At 74.0% G+C, this 14451-nt stretch carries 19 protein-coding genes; 5 read left to right on the plus strand and 14 right to left on the minus strand.

Annotated features, from left to right (window positions below; genetic code table 11):
• Positions 1 to 45: 45 nt before the first annotated feature.
• A complete protein-coding gene (locus UIS43_RS14935; protein ID WP_370010387.1) occupies positions 46 to 963 on the minus strand; it encodes an ABC transporter permease in 918 nt (305 codons plus the stop codon).
• A gap of 74 nt (positions 964 to 1037) precedes the next feature.
• Entirely contained in the window at positions 1038 to 2243 is a 1206-nt protein-coding gene (locus UIS43_RS14940) for an ABC transporter ATP-binding protein (protein WP_370010388.1), read from the minus strand.
• 207 nt (positions 2244 to 2450) lie between these two features.
• Here UIS43_RS14940 and UIS43_RS14945 point away from each other — a divergent pair, with 207 nt between their 5' ends.
• On the plus strand, positions 2451 to 2645 hold the full coding sequence (locus tag UIS43_RS14945) for a DUF1918 domain-containing protein (protein ID WP_013155254.1): 195 nt from the start codon (positions 2451 to 2453) through the stop codon (positions 2643 to 2645).
• Between the two features lie 311 nt (positions 2646 to 2956).
• Here UIS43_RS14945 and UIS43_RS14950 read toward each other — a convergent pair whose 3' ends face one another.
• From UIS43_RS14950 to UIS43_RS14965, 4 genes are all read right to left on the minus strand, one after another.
• Complete coding sequence (locus UIS43_RS14950) at positions 2957 to 3448, minus strand: FBP domain-containing protein (RefSeq protein ID WP_370010391.1); 492 nt, start codon at positions 3446 to 3448, stop codon at positions 2957 to 2959.
• A 225-nt stretch (positions 3449 to 3673) separates the two neighbouring features.
• Positions 3674 to 4255, minus strand: coding sequence for a GNAT family N-acetyltransferase (locus UIS43_RS14955; RefSeq protein ID WP_071622840.1), 582 nt, complete (start codon positions 4253 to 4255; stop codon positions 3674 to 3676).
• 303 nt (positions 4256 to 4558) lie between these two features.
• On the minus strand, positions 4559 to 4762 hold the full coding sequence (locus UIS43_RS14960; RefSeq protein WP_013155257.1) for a hypothetical protein: 204 nt from the start codon (positions 4760 to 4762) through the stop codon (positions 4559 to 4561).
• Between the two features lie 62 nt (positions 4763 to 4824).
• On the minus strand, positions 4825 to 5193 hold the full coding sequence (locus tag UIS43_RS14965) for a multidrug efflux SMR transporter (RefSeq protein WP_013155258.1): 369 nt from the start codon (positions 5191 to 5193) through the stop codon (positions 4825 to 4827).
• A 171-nt stretch (positions 5194 to 5364) separates the two neighbouring features.
• Between UIS43_RS14965 and UIS43_RS14970 the strand changes: the two genes are divergently transcribed.
• From UIS43_RS14970 to UIS43_RS14985, 4 genes are all read left to right on the plus strand, one after another.
• Positions 5365 to 5691, plus strand: coding sequence for a multidrug efflux SMR transporter (locus UIS43_RS14970; RefSeq protein ID WP_370010394.1), 327 nt, complete (start codon positions 5365 to 5367; stop codon positions 5689 to 5691).
• An 81-nt stretch (positions 5692 to 5772) separates the two neighbouring features.
• Positions 5773 to 6342, plus strand: coding sequence for a TetR/AcrR family transcriptional regulator (locus UIS43_RS14975; RefSeq protein ID WP_013155260.1), 570 nt, complete (start codon positions 5773 to 5775; stop codon positions 6340 to 6342).
• Positions 6343 to 6554: 212 nt separating this feature from the next.
• The gene (locus UIS43_RS14980; protein WP_370010396.1) at positions 6555 to 7421 is read left to right on the plus strand and encodes an LLM class F420-dependent oxidoreductase; all 867 of its coding nucleotides are present in this window, start codon (positions 6555 to 6557) and stop codon (positions 7419 to 7421) included.
• 91 nt (positions 7422 to 7512) lie between these two features.
• Positions 7513 to 7860 (plus strand): hypothetical protein, encoded by a 348-nt coding sequence (locus UIS43_RS14985; protein WP_370010398.1) that lies wholly within the window; start codon positions 7513 to 7515, stop codon positions 7858 to 7860.
• Positions 7861 to 7977: 117 nt separating this feature from the next.
• Here the strand turns inward: UIS43_RS14985 and UIS43_RS14990 are convergent, their stop codons facing one another.
• From UIS43_RS14990 to UIS43_RS15025, 8 genes are all read right to left on the minus strand, one after another.
• A complete protein-coding gene (locus UIS43_RS14990; protein ID WP_370010401.1) occupies positions 7978 to 8382 on the minus strand; it encodes a four-helix bundle copper-binding protein in 405 nt (134 codons plus the stop codon).
• Between the two features lie 151 nt (positions 8383 to 8533).
• Positions 8534 to 9187, minus strand: a complete 654-nt coding sequence (locus tag UIS43_RS14995; RefSeq protein WP_370010403.1) for a DUF305 domain-containing protein — start codon at positions 9185 to 9187, stop codon at positions 8534 to 8536.
• A 117-nt stretch (positions 9188 to 9304) separates the two neighbouring features.
• Positions 9305 to 9802 carry a DUF6153 family protein gene (locus UIS43_RS15000; RefSeq protein ID WP_117198564.1) on the minus strand — a complete coding sequence of 166 codons (498 nt, stop codon included), beginning with the start codon at positions 9800 to 9802 and terminating at the stop codon, positions 9305 to 9307.
• A 288-nt stretch (positions 9803 to 10090) separates the two neighbouring features.
• On the minus strand, positions 10091 to 10564 hold the full coding sequence (locus tag UIS43_RS15005; RefSeq protein ID WP_013155266.1) for an SRPBCC family protein: 474 nt from the start codon (positions 10562 to 10564) through the stop codon (positions 10091 to 10093).
• Positions 10565 to 10568: 4 nt separating this feature from the next.
• Positions 10569 to 10829 (minus strand): acyl carrier protein, encoded by a 261-nt coding sequence (locus tag UIS43_RS15010; RefSeq protein ID WP_013155267.1) that lies wholly within the window; start codon positions 10827 to 10829, stop codon positions 10569 to 10571.
• A gap of 120 nt (positions 10830 to 10949) precedes the next feature.
• Positions 10950 to 12161 carry a beta-ketoacyl synthase N-terminal-like domain-containing protein gene (locus UIS43_RS15015; protein WP_071622845.1) on the minus strand — a complete coding sequence of 404 codons (1212 nt, stop codon included), beginning with the start codon at positions 12159 to 12161 and terminating at the stop codon, positions 10950 to 10952.
• On the minus strand, positions 12158 to 13426 hold the full coding sequence (locus tag UIS43_RS15020) for a beta-ketoacyl synthase (RefSeq protein WP_370010408.1): 1269 nt from the start codon (positions 13424 to 13426) through the stop codon (positions 12158 to 12160). Before UIS43_RS15020 ends, UIS43_RS15015 begins: the two co-directional genes overlap by 4 nt.
• A 301-nt stretch (positions 13427 to 13727) precedes the next feature.
• Entirely contained in the window at positions 13728 to 14393 is a 666-nt protein-coding gene (locus tag UIS43_RS15025; protein WP_370010411.1) for an HNH endonuclease family protein, read from the minus strand.
• Positions 14394 to 14451: the final 58 nt, after the last annotated feature.

The following is a 14451-nucleotide window of genomic DNA, read 5'->3' on the forward strand; positions in this document are numbered from 1 at the left end:
GGGCCTCCGGCCACCGGTAGGGCCCCGTCAGGCTCCTCCGGTCCCTTACACGTCGCGCACGCGCAGTTCGGTGTGGGCCACGATCTGCGCGGCCAGGGCCCAGCCCACGACCGCGGCGATGTTCACCGGCCCGTCGTGCGGAGCCGTGTAGAAGCCCACGTCACCGCCCGCGTAGAACTCGATTCCGGCCGTTCCCGGCATCAGCGCCGCGAAGTCGCTGATCATCTGCACCTGGGAGAGCTGCATGACCATCGGCAGCCCCATGAGCAATAGGAACCCCACGATGAACGTGCCCGGCATGCTCCGCGTCGCCGTGCCGATCCCGACGAACAGCACCGCGAACAGCGCCATGCACACGCCCGCGTTCAGCGACGTCGCCAGGGTCTCGGCGACGTCGGCGGAGGCGTACCGGCCGACGAACACGCTCAGCACCGCGACCGCCGTCACCGTGGCGAGCACGCCCGCCGCGAAGGCCAGTCCGGCGGACACCAGCGTGCGCGCGACCAGCACGGTCCCCCGTGCGGGCCGCCACAGCAGCGTGCTGGTGACGCTGCGGTTGCCGAACTCCCCGGTCGCGGTCAGCGCGGCCATCACCAGCACGGCGATCTGCACCAGGTAGAAGTGCCCCTGCGAGGTGAGCCGCATGAACGCGGCGCCGTCCGCCTCGTCCGGGTTCTCCATGATCCGGGTCCACTCGGTGTAGCCCATGAGCGCGGCGAACACGGCCATGCCCGCCAGCGCGGCGCCGAACGCCCACCACGTGGACCGCAGGGACGACTGCCGGATCCACTCGGCGGCGACCTCCCGGAACAGGTCCGTCCGGGGGCGGCCCCCGGAGCGGTCGGTCCCCGCCCCGGCCGCCTTCGCCGTCCCCGCGGCCCCCCGCGTTCCCTCGGCGCTTGCGGAGGTTTCGGAACCCTCCTTCACACCCGTGGCATCGGACACCCTCGACACACCCGTCATGCTCTCCTCACCCCTGTCGTCCCGCCCGCTTCGGCTCCCGCCACGGGCTCGCGCCCCTTCCTCCCGCCACCGGTTCACCGGGACCTCCTGAGTCCCACGCGGCGCAGTAGCCCGGCCGGTCCCACGGTGCTCCCGGAAGACGCCGAGTTCCCGGCGGCGGGTCCCGTGTCCCCCGGCGCGTTCCCGAACGCGGGCGCCGCGTTCCCCGAAGCGTCCCGGCCGGAGGCGGCGGGTCCGGAACGGGCGCCGTACTCGACGGAATCCCCGGTCAGTTCCAGGTAGGCCTCCTCCAGCGAGGCCTCCTCCAGTCGGAGCCCGTGGATCCGCGCTCCCACGGCGTGCGCGTGGTCGCCGACCTCCGCCACGCCCAGCCCGAACACCCTCAGGCCGGTGCCCCGGTCGTCACCCCGGTTCCAGCTGTCACCCCGGCCCCGGCTGCCGTCTCGGTCCCGTCCGCCACCGGCACCCCGTGCTGATCGTTCGGCACCGGCCTCCTCAACACCCCGAACACCCCTGTCGTCCCAGGTGTCCTCCTCGGCCTCGACCCGCACCGACGGCCCCAGCCGCTCCAAACCCTCCCGCAGCCTCGCGGCGTCCGGGCTGCGCACCAGCACGTGCGTGCGCGACCAGGCCGCGATCACGTCGGAGATCGGCGCGTCCGCGATCAGCCGCCCTCGCCCCACCACGACCAGGTGGTCGGCCACCATCTCCATCTCGCTCATCAGGTGGCTGGAGACGAACACGGTGCGCCCCTCGTCGGCGAGCCGCCGCGTCAGGTCGCGCATCCACCGCACGCCGTCCAGGTCGAGCCCGTTCACCGGCTCGTCGAACAGCAGCACCCCCGGATCCCCCAGCAGCGCGTCCGCGACGCCCAACCTCTGGCGCATGCCCAGGGAGTACCCATGGACCCGCTGGCGGGCGACGCCGGTCAGACCGACCTCCTCCAGCACCTCGTCCACCCGGCTCCTCGGGATACCGCCGCCCGCGGCCTTCGCGGTCAGGTGGGCGCGGGCGCTGCGCCCGGGATGGGCGGCGTCCGGAGACAGCAGGGCGCCGACCCGCCGCGTCGGCCGGTCCAGCCGCCCGTACTCCCGGCCGTTGACCAGCGCCTCTCCCGACGTGGGCCGGGCCAGGCCCAGCATCATCCGCATGGTCGTGGACTTCCCCGCGCCGTTGGGCCCCAGGAAGCCCGTCACCCGCCCGGGTTCGACGGTGAAGGTGAGTCCGTCCACCGCCGTCCTCCCCCCGTAGCGTTTGGTCAGTTCGCGCACCGTGAGCACGGTTTCCCCTCTCTTCCGCTCTCGTGGTGCACCACGCTAGGAAGAGGGGCCCCGGGCCCACATCTGTGGTTCGTCGGGGACCGGATACGCACTTGTGCCTACCCGGCGCCGCCGGGAGCCGTCTCGCTGGGGGCCGTTTCGCCGGACCGGCGTTTCGGGTAGGTCCCGTGGGTGACGGCCAACCGGTCGAACGGGGGGGGAGAGGTCATGCGGGCGTCCATCGGCGACTACGTGCGTACGCACGGGGTCGTGAGCACCGAGGGTCAGCACGTCGGGGAGATCGTGGAGGTACGCGGCGCCGACGACGGGCCGCCGTACGTGGTGCGGTTCCCCGACGGGGAGGAACGGCTCGTCTACCCCGGGCCGGAGACGGTGGTGGAGCCCCGGCACCCGGTGGACTGAGGGGCACCGGAGGGGCGGTCGGGTCACCCGGAACGGACGAGCCGAGGGGAAGCCCGCTGGGCTGAGGGGAACCGGAGGAGCCGACCGGACCACCAGGGACGCCCCGGGCGTCCGGCCGGGCGGGACGGCCCGCCCGTCGGACCCCTGTGAGCGACCGGGGCGGTCAGGGCCGCCGGGACGGCACAGACGCCCCGGTTCTGGGGGCCGAACCCGGTGACGGCCCGCGACACGGCGGGCACACAGGACGGCGGCGGGCGTGACGCCCGCCGCCGTGGTGTCCGTGGCCGTGGTGGCCGGGGTCTACGTGCTGGTCAGGCCGACAACCGGTCCAGGAAGCCGCCCAGGTTGGTCGAGGCGCGGGCGATCTGCTCGTCCACGGTGAGGGACTCCTCGAACCGCCCGCCCGGCTCCGGCTGCTTCTTCCCGCGGATGTACAGCGAGCAGGCGAAGTCGGTGCACATGTACAGCCCCACCGTGCTGCCGTCCTGATCGGCGCGCCTGGCCTTGGGCGCGGCCAGCAGGGCCACGCCCCGCCCGGGGTGGGTGGTCAGGCACACCGAGCACACGCTCCGGCGCAGCCCGACGCGGGCGTTCGACAGCCGGAAGGCCACGCCCACGAGCCGGTCGCCGCGCTCGGTGACCAGGTAGGCGCGTTCGTGCGCGGTGTGGTCGCGCCAGCCGAGGAAGTCCAGGTCCTCCCACGGGCGCCGGTCCAGGTCGCGCGGCAGCGAGAGCCGCTGTGCCTCCCCCTTCGAGCAGTTCACGAACGACGTGCGGATGTCCCGCTCAGTCAAAGCTCTCATGAGGGGGACGCTAACGCCGCAGGTCGGACCCGGGCAACGTTTTTACGGCGCGGCGTACCGCGCCCGCGCGGACCGGAACTCCCGCGCCGCCGGGCGTCCGGCACGCTCCGCCCCGACCGCACCGTGCTCCGCGTGACCCGTCCCACCCCCACCGACCGCTCCCCGGCGCGGTTCGGCCGTCCCGTGCCCACGGCCAGTGGGCTGGCACCTCGCGCACCCGCCGTCTCAGGGGCGTCTGATCAGGTAGAGCGCGAAGGGCTCTCCCCCGTGGCGGATCTCGCGCGCGTAGCCGAAACCGAGCCGTTCCATGACCGCGCGGGAACGGAGGTTGTGCACCTCGGTGAAGGAGACCACCTCGTCCGCGCCGAGGTCGTGGAAGGCGAATTCCAGCCCCGCGCGGCCGATCTCGCTGGCGTAGCCGAGCCCCCAGAAGCACTCGCGGACCGCCCAGCCGACCTCCAGGCACCACAGGGAGTCCACCACGGCGCGGGACAGGCCGCCGCGCCCCACCAGCTCGCCGGTCCACCGGTCGTGCGCGATCCACTTGTGGACGCCGTCGGTCTCCCAGGCCCGTTCCATGTGCAGGGCGCTCTCCCAGGCCTCCCCCCGCGTCCACCTGCCGCCGTACCAGCGGGCGACGCCGGGGTCCCGGTGCAGCCGCCACAGTTCGCGGGCGTGCTCGGGTCCGATGGGGTCCAGGCGCAGCCTCCGCGTGACGCGGACGCCGGAAGGCCCCCGAGGTCCGGCCGGGCCGTCCTGGGTCCCCGGCGGAGCGCCGCGGCGGTGTCCGCGGTCGGAGCCGGTCACGGATGCTCCAGCCGGGTGCGGGCGCCGGACGGGGCGGGGTCTCGGTCTCCGGGTCGGTCGCCGGGCGCACGGAGGAGGGCCCCGTGCGCACCGGGCGTCCTCCCAGCCGTACCGCGTGCGTCCCGGTGCACGTCGCAGGGGTTGTCCGCCGCACCGCGCACGTCCCCGTGCGCCCTCTCCGCTCCCACACGGGAAAGTCTAGGTTCCGACCCTCCCGTACGGCCGTCACCGCCGTGTACTGGGACTTTCCCGTTATCCGCGGGCACTCGGCGCGTGATGTCCCCTCCCGGCGCCGACCGGACGTCAGTCCCGCTGGAAGAGGCGCGCCGTGTACAGGACCGCGCCGGAGGCCAGCCCGGCCAGGGCCAGCGAGGCCGCGAACGAGGCGGCTTCGAGCACGAAGCCGGAGAGTTCGACCGTCTCGGCCAGGAATCGGCGCGAGGCCTGGCGTGAGAGGACGAACACGGCCACGAAGACGACGAAGGAGACGACCGAGGAGACCTTCACCGGAGTGTTCCGGGGCGTTGGAGAGGAGGCATGCGGGCCATCCTAGGACGCGCCGCCCCCGGTCACTCCCCTGGCCCGGGGGTCGGCCCCGCGGCGGCCCGCTCCCCCTCCTCCCGCCCGCCCATCTGGAGGAACGCCGTGCCGACGGTCACCAGCAGCAGACCGCCCACCCGCGGCCAGGTGAGCGCCTCCCCGAGCAGGGCCACGCCCAGGGCCGCCACGGCGGCCACGCCCAGCGCCGTCCACAGGCCGTAGGCCACCCCGACGGGCATCCCGTGCCGCAGCGCGAGGGAGAAGAGGTAGTAGGCCGCCACCACGCTGACGACCGCCAGCACCGTGGGGACCGGGGCGGTGAAGCCGTCCGAGGCACGGGTCGCGAACGCCCCGAGTACCTCGGTCACGACGGTCGCGACCAGGAAGAACCAGGCCATGGCGTACCCCTCCGCATCACGGGACCCATGCGCCCCGAATTTATATGAACGATAGTTCAACTTATATCCCATGGATCTGAAATCGATCAATGCTGCCTTGGCCGGAACTAGTTGAACTATCGTTCGTTTTGTGTGAGGCTCTGCTCCGACGCGAAACATCTGGGAGGAAGCATGCTGCTCGCCTACGCCCTCCTCGCCGGGACCGTGGCCCTGGAGGTGGTCGGAGCCCTCGCCACGCGCTACTCCGACGGGTTCACCCGGCTGCTGCCGACGGCGCTGACGGTCGCCTCTGCCCTGGGCGCCTACTACCTGTTCTCACTGGCCCTCCTCGAAGGGCTCGACCTCGGGTTCGCCTACGCCGTCTGGGCCGCCGCGGGCGTCGTCGCCGTCACGCTGGCCGGCTCCCTCCTCCTCGGCGACCGGCTGACGCGCACCCAGTCCGCGGGCATCGGACTCGCGACCCTCGGGGTGGTGTTGTTGCAGCTCGGAGCGGCCTGAGGCCCGTCGCCCGCCCGCACGCCGGGAGCGCGCGCTGCTAGACTCCAGCGAGCCGAGCAGCACGCGGCCCTGGAGGCGGAGATGACGCGAACGACCGGTGCGCGGGTCGACGGACGCCGCGCCCGGGGCGAACGCAAACGGGAGGCGATCATCGCCGCGGCCCTGCGCGTCATCGAACGCGACGGGGTCTCCGGGGCCACCCACCGCACGGTCGCCGGGGAGGCCGGGGTGCCCGCGAGTTCGGTGGCCTACTACTTCGCCACCCTGGACGACCTGCTCGTGGCCGCCCTGACCGTGGCCTCGGACTCCTACATCGCCCAGCTGCGCCGGGTCATGGACGCCGACGGCGACGACCTCGCGACCCTGGCACAGCTCATCGCCGAGGCCGCCGGGCCCGACCGCCGCCGCGCCCTGGCCGAACGGGAGCTGACGCTGCTCGCCGCGCGCCGCCCCGCGCTGCGCCCCATGGCCCTGCGCTGGCGGCAGACCCTCACCGAGATCGCCCGGCGCCACACCGACGATCCGGTCGCGGTGGAGGCCTTCCCCTCGGTGTCGGACGGGTTGTGCGCGCGCGTGCTGCTGGGAGGGGACACCCCCACCGTGGGCGAGATCGAGGCCGTCCTGCGCCACACCCTGGGCGTCCGGCGCTGACCGCGCGACCCGAACACCACGCGCCCCGGCGCCCCGATTCCGCCTTGGGCGCCACACGCACCCGAAACCGCCCGCCCGCCTCGGGCACCGCACCCCGGCGCCGTTCCGGAAGACCCCGGTCCCGGGCCGTGTCACACACAGGCACGCACGGGGCGCAGGCAGCAGACTGGGCCCGTCCGGGACCCTCCGGGCACGCGTCGAGGAGGACACGCATGGAACTCGGTATGCACGTCGCCGACTTCACCTGGGACGGCGGAACGCCCGCCATCGGCCCCGCGCTCGCCGGCACCGCCCGCGCCGCCGAGGCCGCGGGCGTCTCGCGGCTCACGGTGATGGACCACTTCTGGCAGATGGGCGGGGACATCGGCCCGCAGGAGAACGCCATGCTGGAGGCGTACACCACCCTGGGCTTCCTGGCCGCGCACACCGACCGGGTCCTCCTGCACACCCTGGTCACGGGGACCGTGTACCGCGAACCGGGTGTGCTGGCCAAGCAGATCAGCACCCTGGACACGCTGTCCGGCGGACGCGCCGGGCTGGGCATCGGGGCCGCCTGGTACGCCGACGAGGCGCACGGCCTGGGTATCCCGTTCCCGTCCACGGCGGAGCGGTTCGAGCGCCTGGAGGAGACGGTCCAGATCTGCCTCCAGATGTGGGGCGGGGACGAGGGCCCCTACCGGGGCAGGCACCACACGCTGGAGCGCACCCTCAACTCGCCGCAGAACATCTCCACACCGCACCCGTACCTGATGATCGGCGGCGGCGGGGAGCGCAAGACGCTGCGCATGGTCGCCCAGTACGCGGACGCGTGCAACATCTTCGGCGGCCCGGACGCGGCGCACAAGCTCGACGTGCTCCGGCGGCACTGCGAGGACCTGGGGCGCGACTACGACCGGATCGAGAGGACCACGACCTTCTCCGTCACCCCCGACACCACGCGGGACGCGCTGGTCCGTCGGTTGCTGGAGCTGGCCGCGACCGGGCTCTCGGTCGCCTACGTGTACGGCCAGGGGTTCTCCGACCCCCGCCGCGCGGTCGAGCTGCTCGGCTCCGTCCTGCCGGAGGTCGCGGAGGCCTGAACCGGGCGGTTCCGGCACCCGTGCCGGAAATCCGCGTGCGGAGCGGGGCCGCGGCGCGTACCGTCGGGGGCTCGACCACAGGGGGTGGCACATGGCGGACGGACCGCGCGTCTTCGAGGTCCTGGTGCCCGGATACGACAGCCTCGACGAGGTGCTCGCGCTCCAGGAGCCGGTGGCGCGGCTCCTGTGCCCCGACCCGTCGCACACGGGCCCGTGCGAGGTGCCCTGGAGTCTGGGTCCGCGCACGGAAGAGGAGCAGGACGACCCCGTGGGGACCGGCCACACGGTCGTCGCGGGCCTCCACGCCACCCGGGCCGGGGCGGAGGAGATCGCGGCGCGGATCGGGGCGGAGCTGGGGCGCACCGCCCATCTGGTCGAGGCCGATCCGGGCGACCACGAGGAACTCGTCGAGCAGTACCGGGCCCGGGGCCGCCGTTGAGCGCAGGGGCCGCGACGGCCCCAGCGGCGCGCCCTGCCCCGAAGGCCGCGACGCGCCCCCCCCACGGGCGGCCCGGCCCGCCGTCCGGACGGTCCGGAACCGCCTTCCGGGCAGGGGTCAGAGCGTGTCGATCAGCTCACGGCACGCCCGCTCGCAGTGTCGGCACGCCTCCGCGCACACCCGGCAGTGGTCGTGCATCGAGGCGTGCTGTTCGCACTCGTCGGCGCAGGTCTTGCAGGCCTGCGCGCAGGCCTCCAGGACCGCGCGGGTCAGATTGGCGTCGTAACCGGTGTGACGCGAGAGCACCCGGCCGGTGGTCTCGCACTGGTCGGCGCAGTCGAGGTCGGTGCGGACGCACTTGACGAGGTCGGCGACCCCGTCCTCGCTCAGACAGGCGTCCGCGCAGGCGGTACAGGCCTGGGCGCACTCGAAGCACGCCTCGATGCAGGCCCGCAGCCTCTCGCGGTCCACCCCGCCCAGGTCCTTGGGATAGGTCTCCAGCATCCGGCTCGCCACGCTCATGGCGTTCCCCCTCGGCGTCGTGCGGCGCCGGGGGCGGGCGCCCCCGGCCCTGGTCCGCACTCCCACTAACCGGCGGGCGCCGGGGCAAACCCGGGGGGAGGGCCGCGGCGGGCGCCGGGTGGTCCCGGCGCCCGCCGCGGGTCGGGCCGGGTCAGTGACCGCCGTGGTCCCCCTCGGCGTCCTGTCCGGAACCGCCCTGTCCGGTGCCGTCCTCCCCGGAGCCGCCACCTCGGCCGAGCATCGCCTCCATCTCCTCGATCTCGGCCTCCTGGGCGTCGACGACCTCCCGGGCCAGCTCACCGGCCTCGGGATCGACGCCGTTCTCCAGCTGGTCCTCGGCCATCCGGACCGCGCCCCGGTGGTGGGCGATCATCAGCTCCAGGAACAGCGTGTCGAAGGCCTCCCCCTCGGCCCGCTCCAGCTCCGCCATCTGCTCCTCGGTCATCATCCCGGACATGCCGTGGTGCTCCCCGTCGCCCTCGGGCTCGACCCCCCAGGCGTCCAGCATCCCCCGGAGCTGTTCGATCTCGGGCCCCTGGGCGGCCTCGATCTCGGCCGCGAGGGCCGCGACCTCCTCCCCCGCCCGGTCCTCGGCGAGCCGGGACATCTCCACGGCCTGCTCGTGGTGGGGGATCATCATCCGGGCGAACACGACGTCGGCGTCGTTGAACTCGGCCGCCGACTGCTCGGCGGACCCGGGCGCGGGGTCGGGGGCCTCCCCGCCGCCGCAGGAGGCGAGGAACAGGGCGGCGGCCAGTGCCGCCGGAGCCGCCGGGAACGCGCGGGTACGGAACTGCGTGGTCATCGTCGGTCCTTCTTCATGGCTTCTTCGCGCATGGCGCGGGGCGCCACGGCGAGGTGAACAGGGCTCGGGACCGGGTGTCGGGGCGCGTGGGGCCACCGCACCACCCGGGAGGGGCGTCTACACCCTCAGCACCTGTAACTTCGCCAGACACGGGGGTTCGGGCGGCGCGACGCGCACCGCCCGCCGGAGCGTCGGGGACGGCGGCCTCGGCAGCGCTCCCGGCCAGGGGAGGAAGACCACGGCGGCCAGCCCGACGAGGGCGGCCACCAGGGCGGCCACCGCCAGGCACATCGTCGTCGGGTCGGTGACGGGGGAGGCGGCGTGCGCGTCCGGGTCGGAGTACCCGCCCGCGGCGGCGTGCGCCTCCGGAACGGGGGCGGCGTGCGCACCGGCCTCGGACGCGGCGTGGGCCGCAGGAGCGGCCCGCTCCTCCGGAACGGGATCGGCGTGCGCCACGACCGAGGCGGTGGAGACGGGAGAGGCGTGCTCCGTGTCCGTGGACGCGTGCCCCAGGGTGTGCATTCCCGCCACACCGAGCAGCACGGACACCAGGAGCAGCATCCGCACCCAGGCCAGGCCGGGGTGCGCGGAGCGCCCGCGCGCGGCCCTGCCCACGGCTCCCACCGTGGGCGCCGCGCCACGCGGAAGGAGCGGTGGGACAAGGGCGTACGTGCTCGCCACCAGCGTCTCCTCCCCTCGCCTCCGCCGCGCACGGCGGGTTCCGTCCGGGGTCCGGGATCCCGTCCGGACCGACTCCACCAGGGTAGGGCCGCCCTCCGGAGGTCCCCGACCGCCCCCGCCCTACCCCCTTACCCCTAACGGGTGAAGGCGGCCGCGGCCGCCCCCGAGCGCTGCGCACGGGGGCGGCCGCGGTCACGGCGGGCACCGGTCAGCGGGCGCCGCTCAGGTGGTGACCTCCTCCATCCGGGCCCGCGCCGCCGCCTCGACGTTCCTCTTGATGTGCTCCATCTCGGTCGGAACGTTCTGGTTGTACTTGACGGTCATCTGCTCGTCGTCGAAGGGCGCGTCGGGCCTCATGGCGAACTGGTAGCTCCAGGTCAGCCGCACGCCCTCCGGAACCTGCTCGTAGTTCCAGTGGATCCGCACGTACTCGAAGCCCTCGGTCTGGACGCGGTGGGACCACGCCTCCCCCGCCTCGCGGTCCACGGTGCGCTCGGACACCCAGCTCCACACGCGCCCCTGCTTGTCGGGTTGCTTGGTGACGCGGAAGCGCGTGGTGTCGCCGTCCTGCTCCAGGATCTCCACCGAGGAGTGCCAGGTGAAGATCTGGGGCCAGGAGGCGACGTCGTTGGTCAGCTCCCAGACGAAGTCGTAGGGCGCGTCGATGACGACGCTGTGCTCGATGCTTCCGGGCACGGGATCACATTCCTTTCGCGGGGGCCGCGACGCCCCCGTTGACGAGGGTGGACAGCACTGCAGGGGAGGGTGACGCCTCGGCGTCCGCCCCGAGCTTGCGGCCGACACGGCGCTCGATCTCGGCGACGATGCCCATGACGCCCAGGGAGTCGATCCCCAGTTCGTCGAAGGTGCTCGCGGAGGCGGTGGCGGCGTCGGTCCGGACACCGGCGCAGGCGGACATGAGTTCCACCAGCTCCTCCATCTCGATGTGTCTGTCGGGCATGGGTCTCCTCGGAATCTCGTGTGTCGGTTCGGGTCCCGGTGCGCGTGCCGTGTCAGGTGCCGGTCCGCGTGCCGGGTGCGGGTCTGTTCGTCGGCCTGGCTCGGGTCAGACCGACGCGGGTCAGACCGGGTCGGGGCGGGTCAGGACGACGGCGGAGTTGCCGCCGCCCAGGCCGCGCGACAGGACCAGCGCGGTGCGCAGGCGCGCGGCGCGCGGCACCCGCACGACCAGGTCCAGTCCGCTGGGCGCGTCGGGGACGTTGGGTGTGGGCGGTACGACCTGGTGTTCCAGGCTCAGGACGGCGGCGGCCACGTCCAGCGCGCCCGACCCGGCGTAGGCGCGTCCGAAGCCGGTCTTGGGCGCGGTGACGGCCACCCCGCCGGGGAACAGCTCGCGCAGCACGGCGGCCTCGTCGGCGTCGGCCTTGGGCGTGCCCACCGCGTCGGCGAAGACCACGTCCACGTCCTCGGGGGCGACGGCGGCCCGGCGCATCGCCTCCCGGGCCGCGTGCAGGAGTCCGGCACCGCCCGGGTCGAACGATCCGACCCCGCCGAAGGTGCTCGCGTGCCCCGCGACCCGGGCCCGGATCCTGGCGCCGCGCGCCCGCGCGGCGGCCTCGTCCTCCACCACGGCGACGGCCGCGCCCTCGGCCGGGACGTGGCCGACCGCCCCCTCGGTGAAGGGGAGGTAGGCCGTGCGGGGGTCCTCGCCGCGGCTGAGGACCTCGGCGCCCGCGTGGCAGGCCAGTGCGAACGGGGAGCCGATCGGGGCCTCGCTTCCGCCGACCAGCATCGCGGAGGTCCCGCGCCGCAGGGCCCGTTCGCTCTGGCCCAGGGCGTCGAGCATGCCCGGCTCGTCGGTGACCAGCACCCCGCACATGCCCTTGAGGCCGTTGCTGATGGAGATCTGTCCGGTGCTCGCCGCGTAGAACCAGGCGATGGACTGGTAGGGGCCGACGTGGTCGGGGCCCCTGCTCCACAGGGCCTCGATCTCGCGCTGGCCGAACTCCACGCCGCCCGTGCAGCTGCAGATCAGCACGCCGACCGCGTAGGGGTCGGCGGCGGGGTCCAGCCCAGAGTCGCGCAGGGCCTCGCCGGCCGCGACCATCGCGAACCAGCTGAAGGCGTCGGTCTGGACGACGTAGCGGCCGTCGAGGTGGTCGTGCGGGTCGAAGCCGGGGATCTTCCCGCCCACGCGCACGTGGAAGCCGTCGGTGTCGAAGTCGGGGATCGGCGCGAGGAGCGATCGCCCCTCCCGGACCGCCTCCCAGTACTCCGGGACGCCCACCCCGGCGGGTGAGACCGTGCCGAGTCCGGTGATGACCGTGCTCATACGCGCACCTCGCTGCCCCGGTCGAGGACGACGGCGGACTGGAAGCCGCCGAAGCCGCTGCCCACGGAGAGCACCACGTCGGTGCGCCGCTCGCGCGCGGTCACCGGCACGTAGTCCAGGTCGCACTCGGGGTCGGGCGTGCTCAGGTTGGCGGTCGGCGGCACGACGCCGGTGTCCATGGTCAGCACGCAGGCGGCCAGTTCGATGGAGCCGATCGCGCCCAGCGAGTGCCCCACCATCGACTTGATGGAGGACATGGTCACCCGCCGCGCGTGCTCGCCCAGGGAGCGCTTGACGGCGTCGGTCTCGTGGCGGTCGTTCTGCACGGTGCCCGATCCGTGGGCGTTGACGTAGTCCACGTCGGTGGCCGGGCGCCGCGCCTGGTCCAGGGCGGTGGTGATGGCCCGCGCCATCTCCTGCCCCTCGCGGCGCAGGCCGGTCATGTGGAAGGCGTTGCCGTGGTTGGCGAAGCCCGCCACCCGGCAGCGGATCCGCGCGCCCCGGCGGCGGGCGATCGAGGCCTCCTCCAGGATGAGGACGGCCGCGCCCTCGCCCATGACGAAGCCGTTGCGCTCGCGGTCGAAGGGCCGGGAGGCCCGCGCGGGGTCGTCGTTGCTGTCCGAGGTCGCCCTGATGGCGTCGAAGCAGGCCATGGCGATGGGCGAGATCGGCGACTCGGCCGCTCCCGCGACGACCACGTCGGCGAGGTCGTCCTCGATGGCCTGGGCGGCGTAGCCGACGGCGTCCAGGCCGGACGTGCAGCCGGTGGAGACCGTGCGCACCGGTCCGCGCGCGCCGACCAGTTCGGCGATCTCCCCGGACAGGGCGCTGGGCGTCACCGCCCGGTACAGGTGGGGCGAGGCGGCCTCGGGGTCGACGACCCAGTCGGCGCCGCCCCGGCTCATCTGGACGTAGTCCCTCTCCAGGCGGGTGGTGCCGCCGACCGCCGTCCCCATGCTCACGCCCACGCGCCAGGGCGAGACCTCGGACAGGGGCGGGGCGCTGTCGGCCAACGCCTCGGCGGTGGCGACGGCGGCGAACTGCACGTACCTGTCCATGCGTTCGGCCTGGTGCTCGTCCAGTCCGTGCGCGGCGGGGTCGAAGTCGACCTCGGCGGCGATCCGGGAGCGGAAGTCGGACGCGTCGAACAGGGTGACGTGGCGGGTGGCTGTGCGTCCCGCGGTGAGCATCTCCCAGAACGCGGACGCGCCGATCGCTCCGGGCGCCACCACGCCGATGCCGGTGACGACGGCCTCGCGTCTCACTGCGCCTCCCCGGGGAGGTCGCGGGCCCGGCTCAGGTCCAGGGCGGAGGCCGCTCGCGCGGCCTCCGCGGGGTTGTGACAGGGCAGGGTCATGCGGTGTTTCCTCCACATGGTCTGAGGGATGCAGAGAACGCGGCTTTCCTTTTCACGTTCGGTAGCGTGTGTATCACGCTGAGCCAACCCTCTCGGCGATGAACGCGCTCCCACGCGCCACCTGGCCAGCCAGCTTCCGTCTCCCGGGCGCGCCCCGGCCCGGGCGCGCTCCGCCGGACCCCGCGCTGGCCGCCTCCGCCCCGGGCGGGTCAGGCCGCCTCCGCCTCGACCACGGCGTCGGGGCACTCCGCGGCGAGGGCGACGAGCGCCTCGTGCTCGGCCGGGTCCACCGTCAGGGCCCAGCGGACCTTGACCGTGGTCCACTCGGTGACGTACCGGCAGTGCGCCTCCGCCGAGGCGGGCAGCCACTGCGCGGGGTCCTTGTCGGCCTTGGAGCGGTTCTGCGCCGCGGTGACCGCCACCAGGGCGACCGGTTCGCCCATGTCGTTGGCGTAGTCGCGGCGGCGGTCGGTGGTCCACTCCGAGGCGCCCGAGTCCCAGGCCTCGGCCAGGGGCACCATGTGGTCGATGTCCAGGGCGCGGGCCTCGGTGTGCGCGCGCCCGTCGTAGTAGGACTCCCACTGTCCGCCGCTCAGGCGGCACCGCTCATCGACCTCGGGCATGACGACGGCCTCCTCGATCAGGACCTCGGCGCGGGTGTTGCAGCCGTCGCGGTCGGTGTCGGCCCAGTGCGGGAACAGGGAGCGGTCGTATCCCTGCCGGTTCTCGTCGGTGACGGGAAGGCCGGCGACGGCGACGGCGAGCGGGACCGCCTCGGCGGCGTGCGCGGCGGCGGGCGCCGGTGCGGTGACGGGCGCCAGCACGGCGGCGGACAGGACGGCGGCGGCGGCGGCGGTGCCCACGGTGGCGCGCACGCGAGCCTCCTTCGGGTTCGACTACGGGTCGCAATCGTTCGTTTCCGGAGAGTGCACA

The organism is Nocardiopsis sp. LDBS0036, assembly GCF_041228755.1.
Lineage (GTDB): Bacteria > Actinomycetota > Actinomycetes > Streptosporangiales > Streptosporangiaceae > Nocardiopsis > Nocardiopsis dassonvillei.

Coding starts and splice junctions, on each gene's coding strand:
- UIS43_RS14935 (WP_370010387.1), bottom strand. CDS start 963: ATGACGGGTGTGTCGAGGGTGTCCGATGCCACGGGTGTGAAGGAGGGT.
- UIS43_RS14945 (WP_013155254.1), top strand. CDS start 2,451: ATGCGGGCGTCCATCGGCGACTACGTGCGTACGCACGGGGTCGTGAGC.
- UIS43_RS14950 (WP_370010391.1), bottom strand. CDS start 3,448: ATGAGAGCTTTGACTGAGCGGGACATCCGCACGTCGTTCGTGAACTGC.
- UIS43_RS14965 (WP_013155258.1), bottom strand. CDS start 5,193: ATGGCCTGGTTCTTCCTGGTCGCGACCGTCGTGACCGAGGTACTCGGG.
- UIS43_RS14970 (WP_370010394.1), top strand. CDS start 5,365: ATGCTGCTCGCCTACGCCCTCCTCGCCGGGACCGTGGCCCTGGAGGTG.
- UIS43_RS14975 (WP_013155260.1), top strand. CDS start 5,773: ATGACGCGAACGACCGGTGCGCGGGTCGACGGACGCCGCGCCCGGGGC.
- UIS43_RS14980 (WP_370010396.1), top strand. CDS start 6,555: ATGGAACTCGGTATGCACGTCGCCGACTTCACCTGGGACGGCGGAACG.
- UIS43_RS14985 (WP_370010398.1), top strand. CDS start 7,513: ATGGCGGACGGACCGCGCGTCTTCGAGGTCCTGGTGCCCGGATACGAC.
- UIS43_RS14990 (WP_370010401.1), bottom strand. CDS start 8,382: ATGAGCGTGGCGAGCCGGATGCTGGAGACCTATCCCAAGGACCTGGGC.
- UIS43_RS14995 (WP_370010403.1), bottom strand. CDS start 9,187: ATGACCACGCAGTTCCGTACCCGCGCGTTCCCGGCGGCTCCGGCGGCA.
- UIS43_RS15010 (WP_013155267.1), bottom strand. CDS start 10,829: ATGCCCGACAGACACATCGAGATGGAGGAGCTGGTGGAACTCATGTCC.
- UIS43_RS15015 (WP_071622845.1), bottom strand. CDS start 12,161: ATGAGCACGGTCATCACCGGACTCGGCACGGTCTCACCCGCCGGGGTG.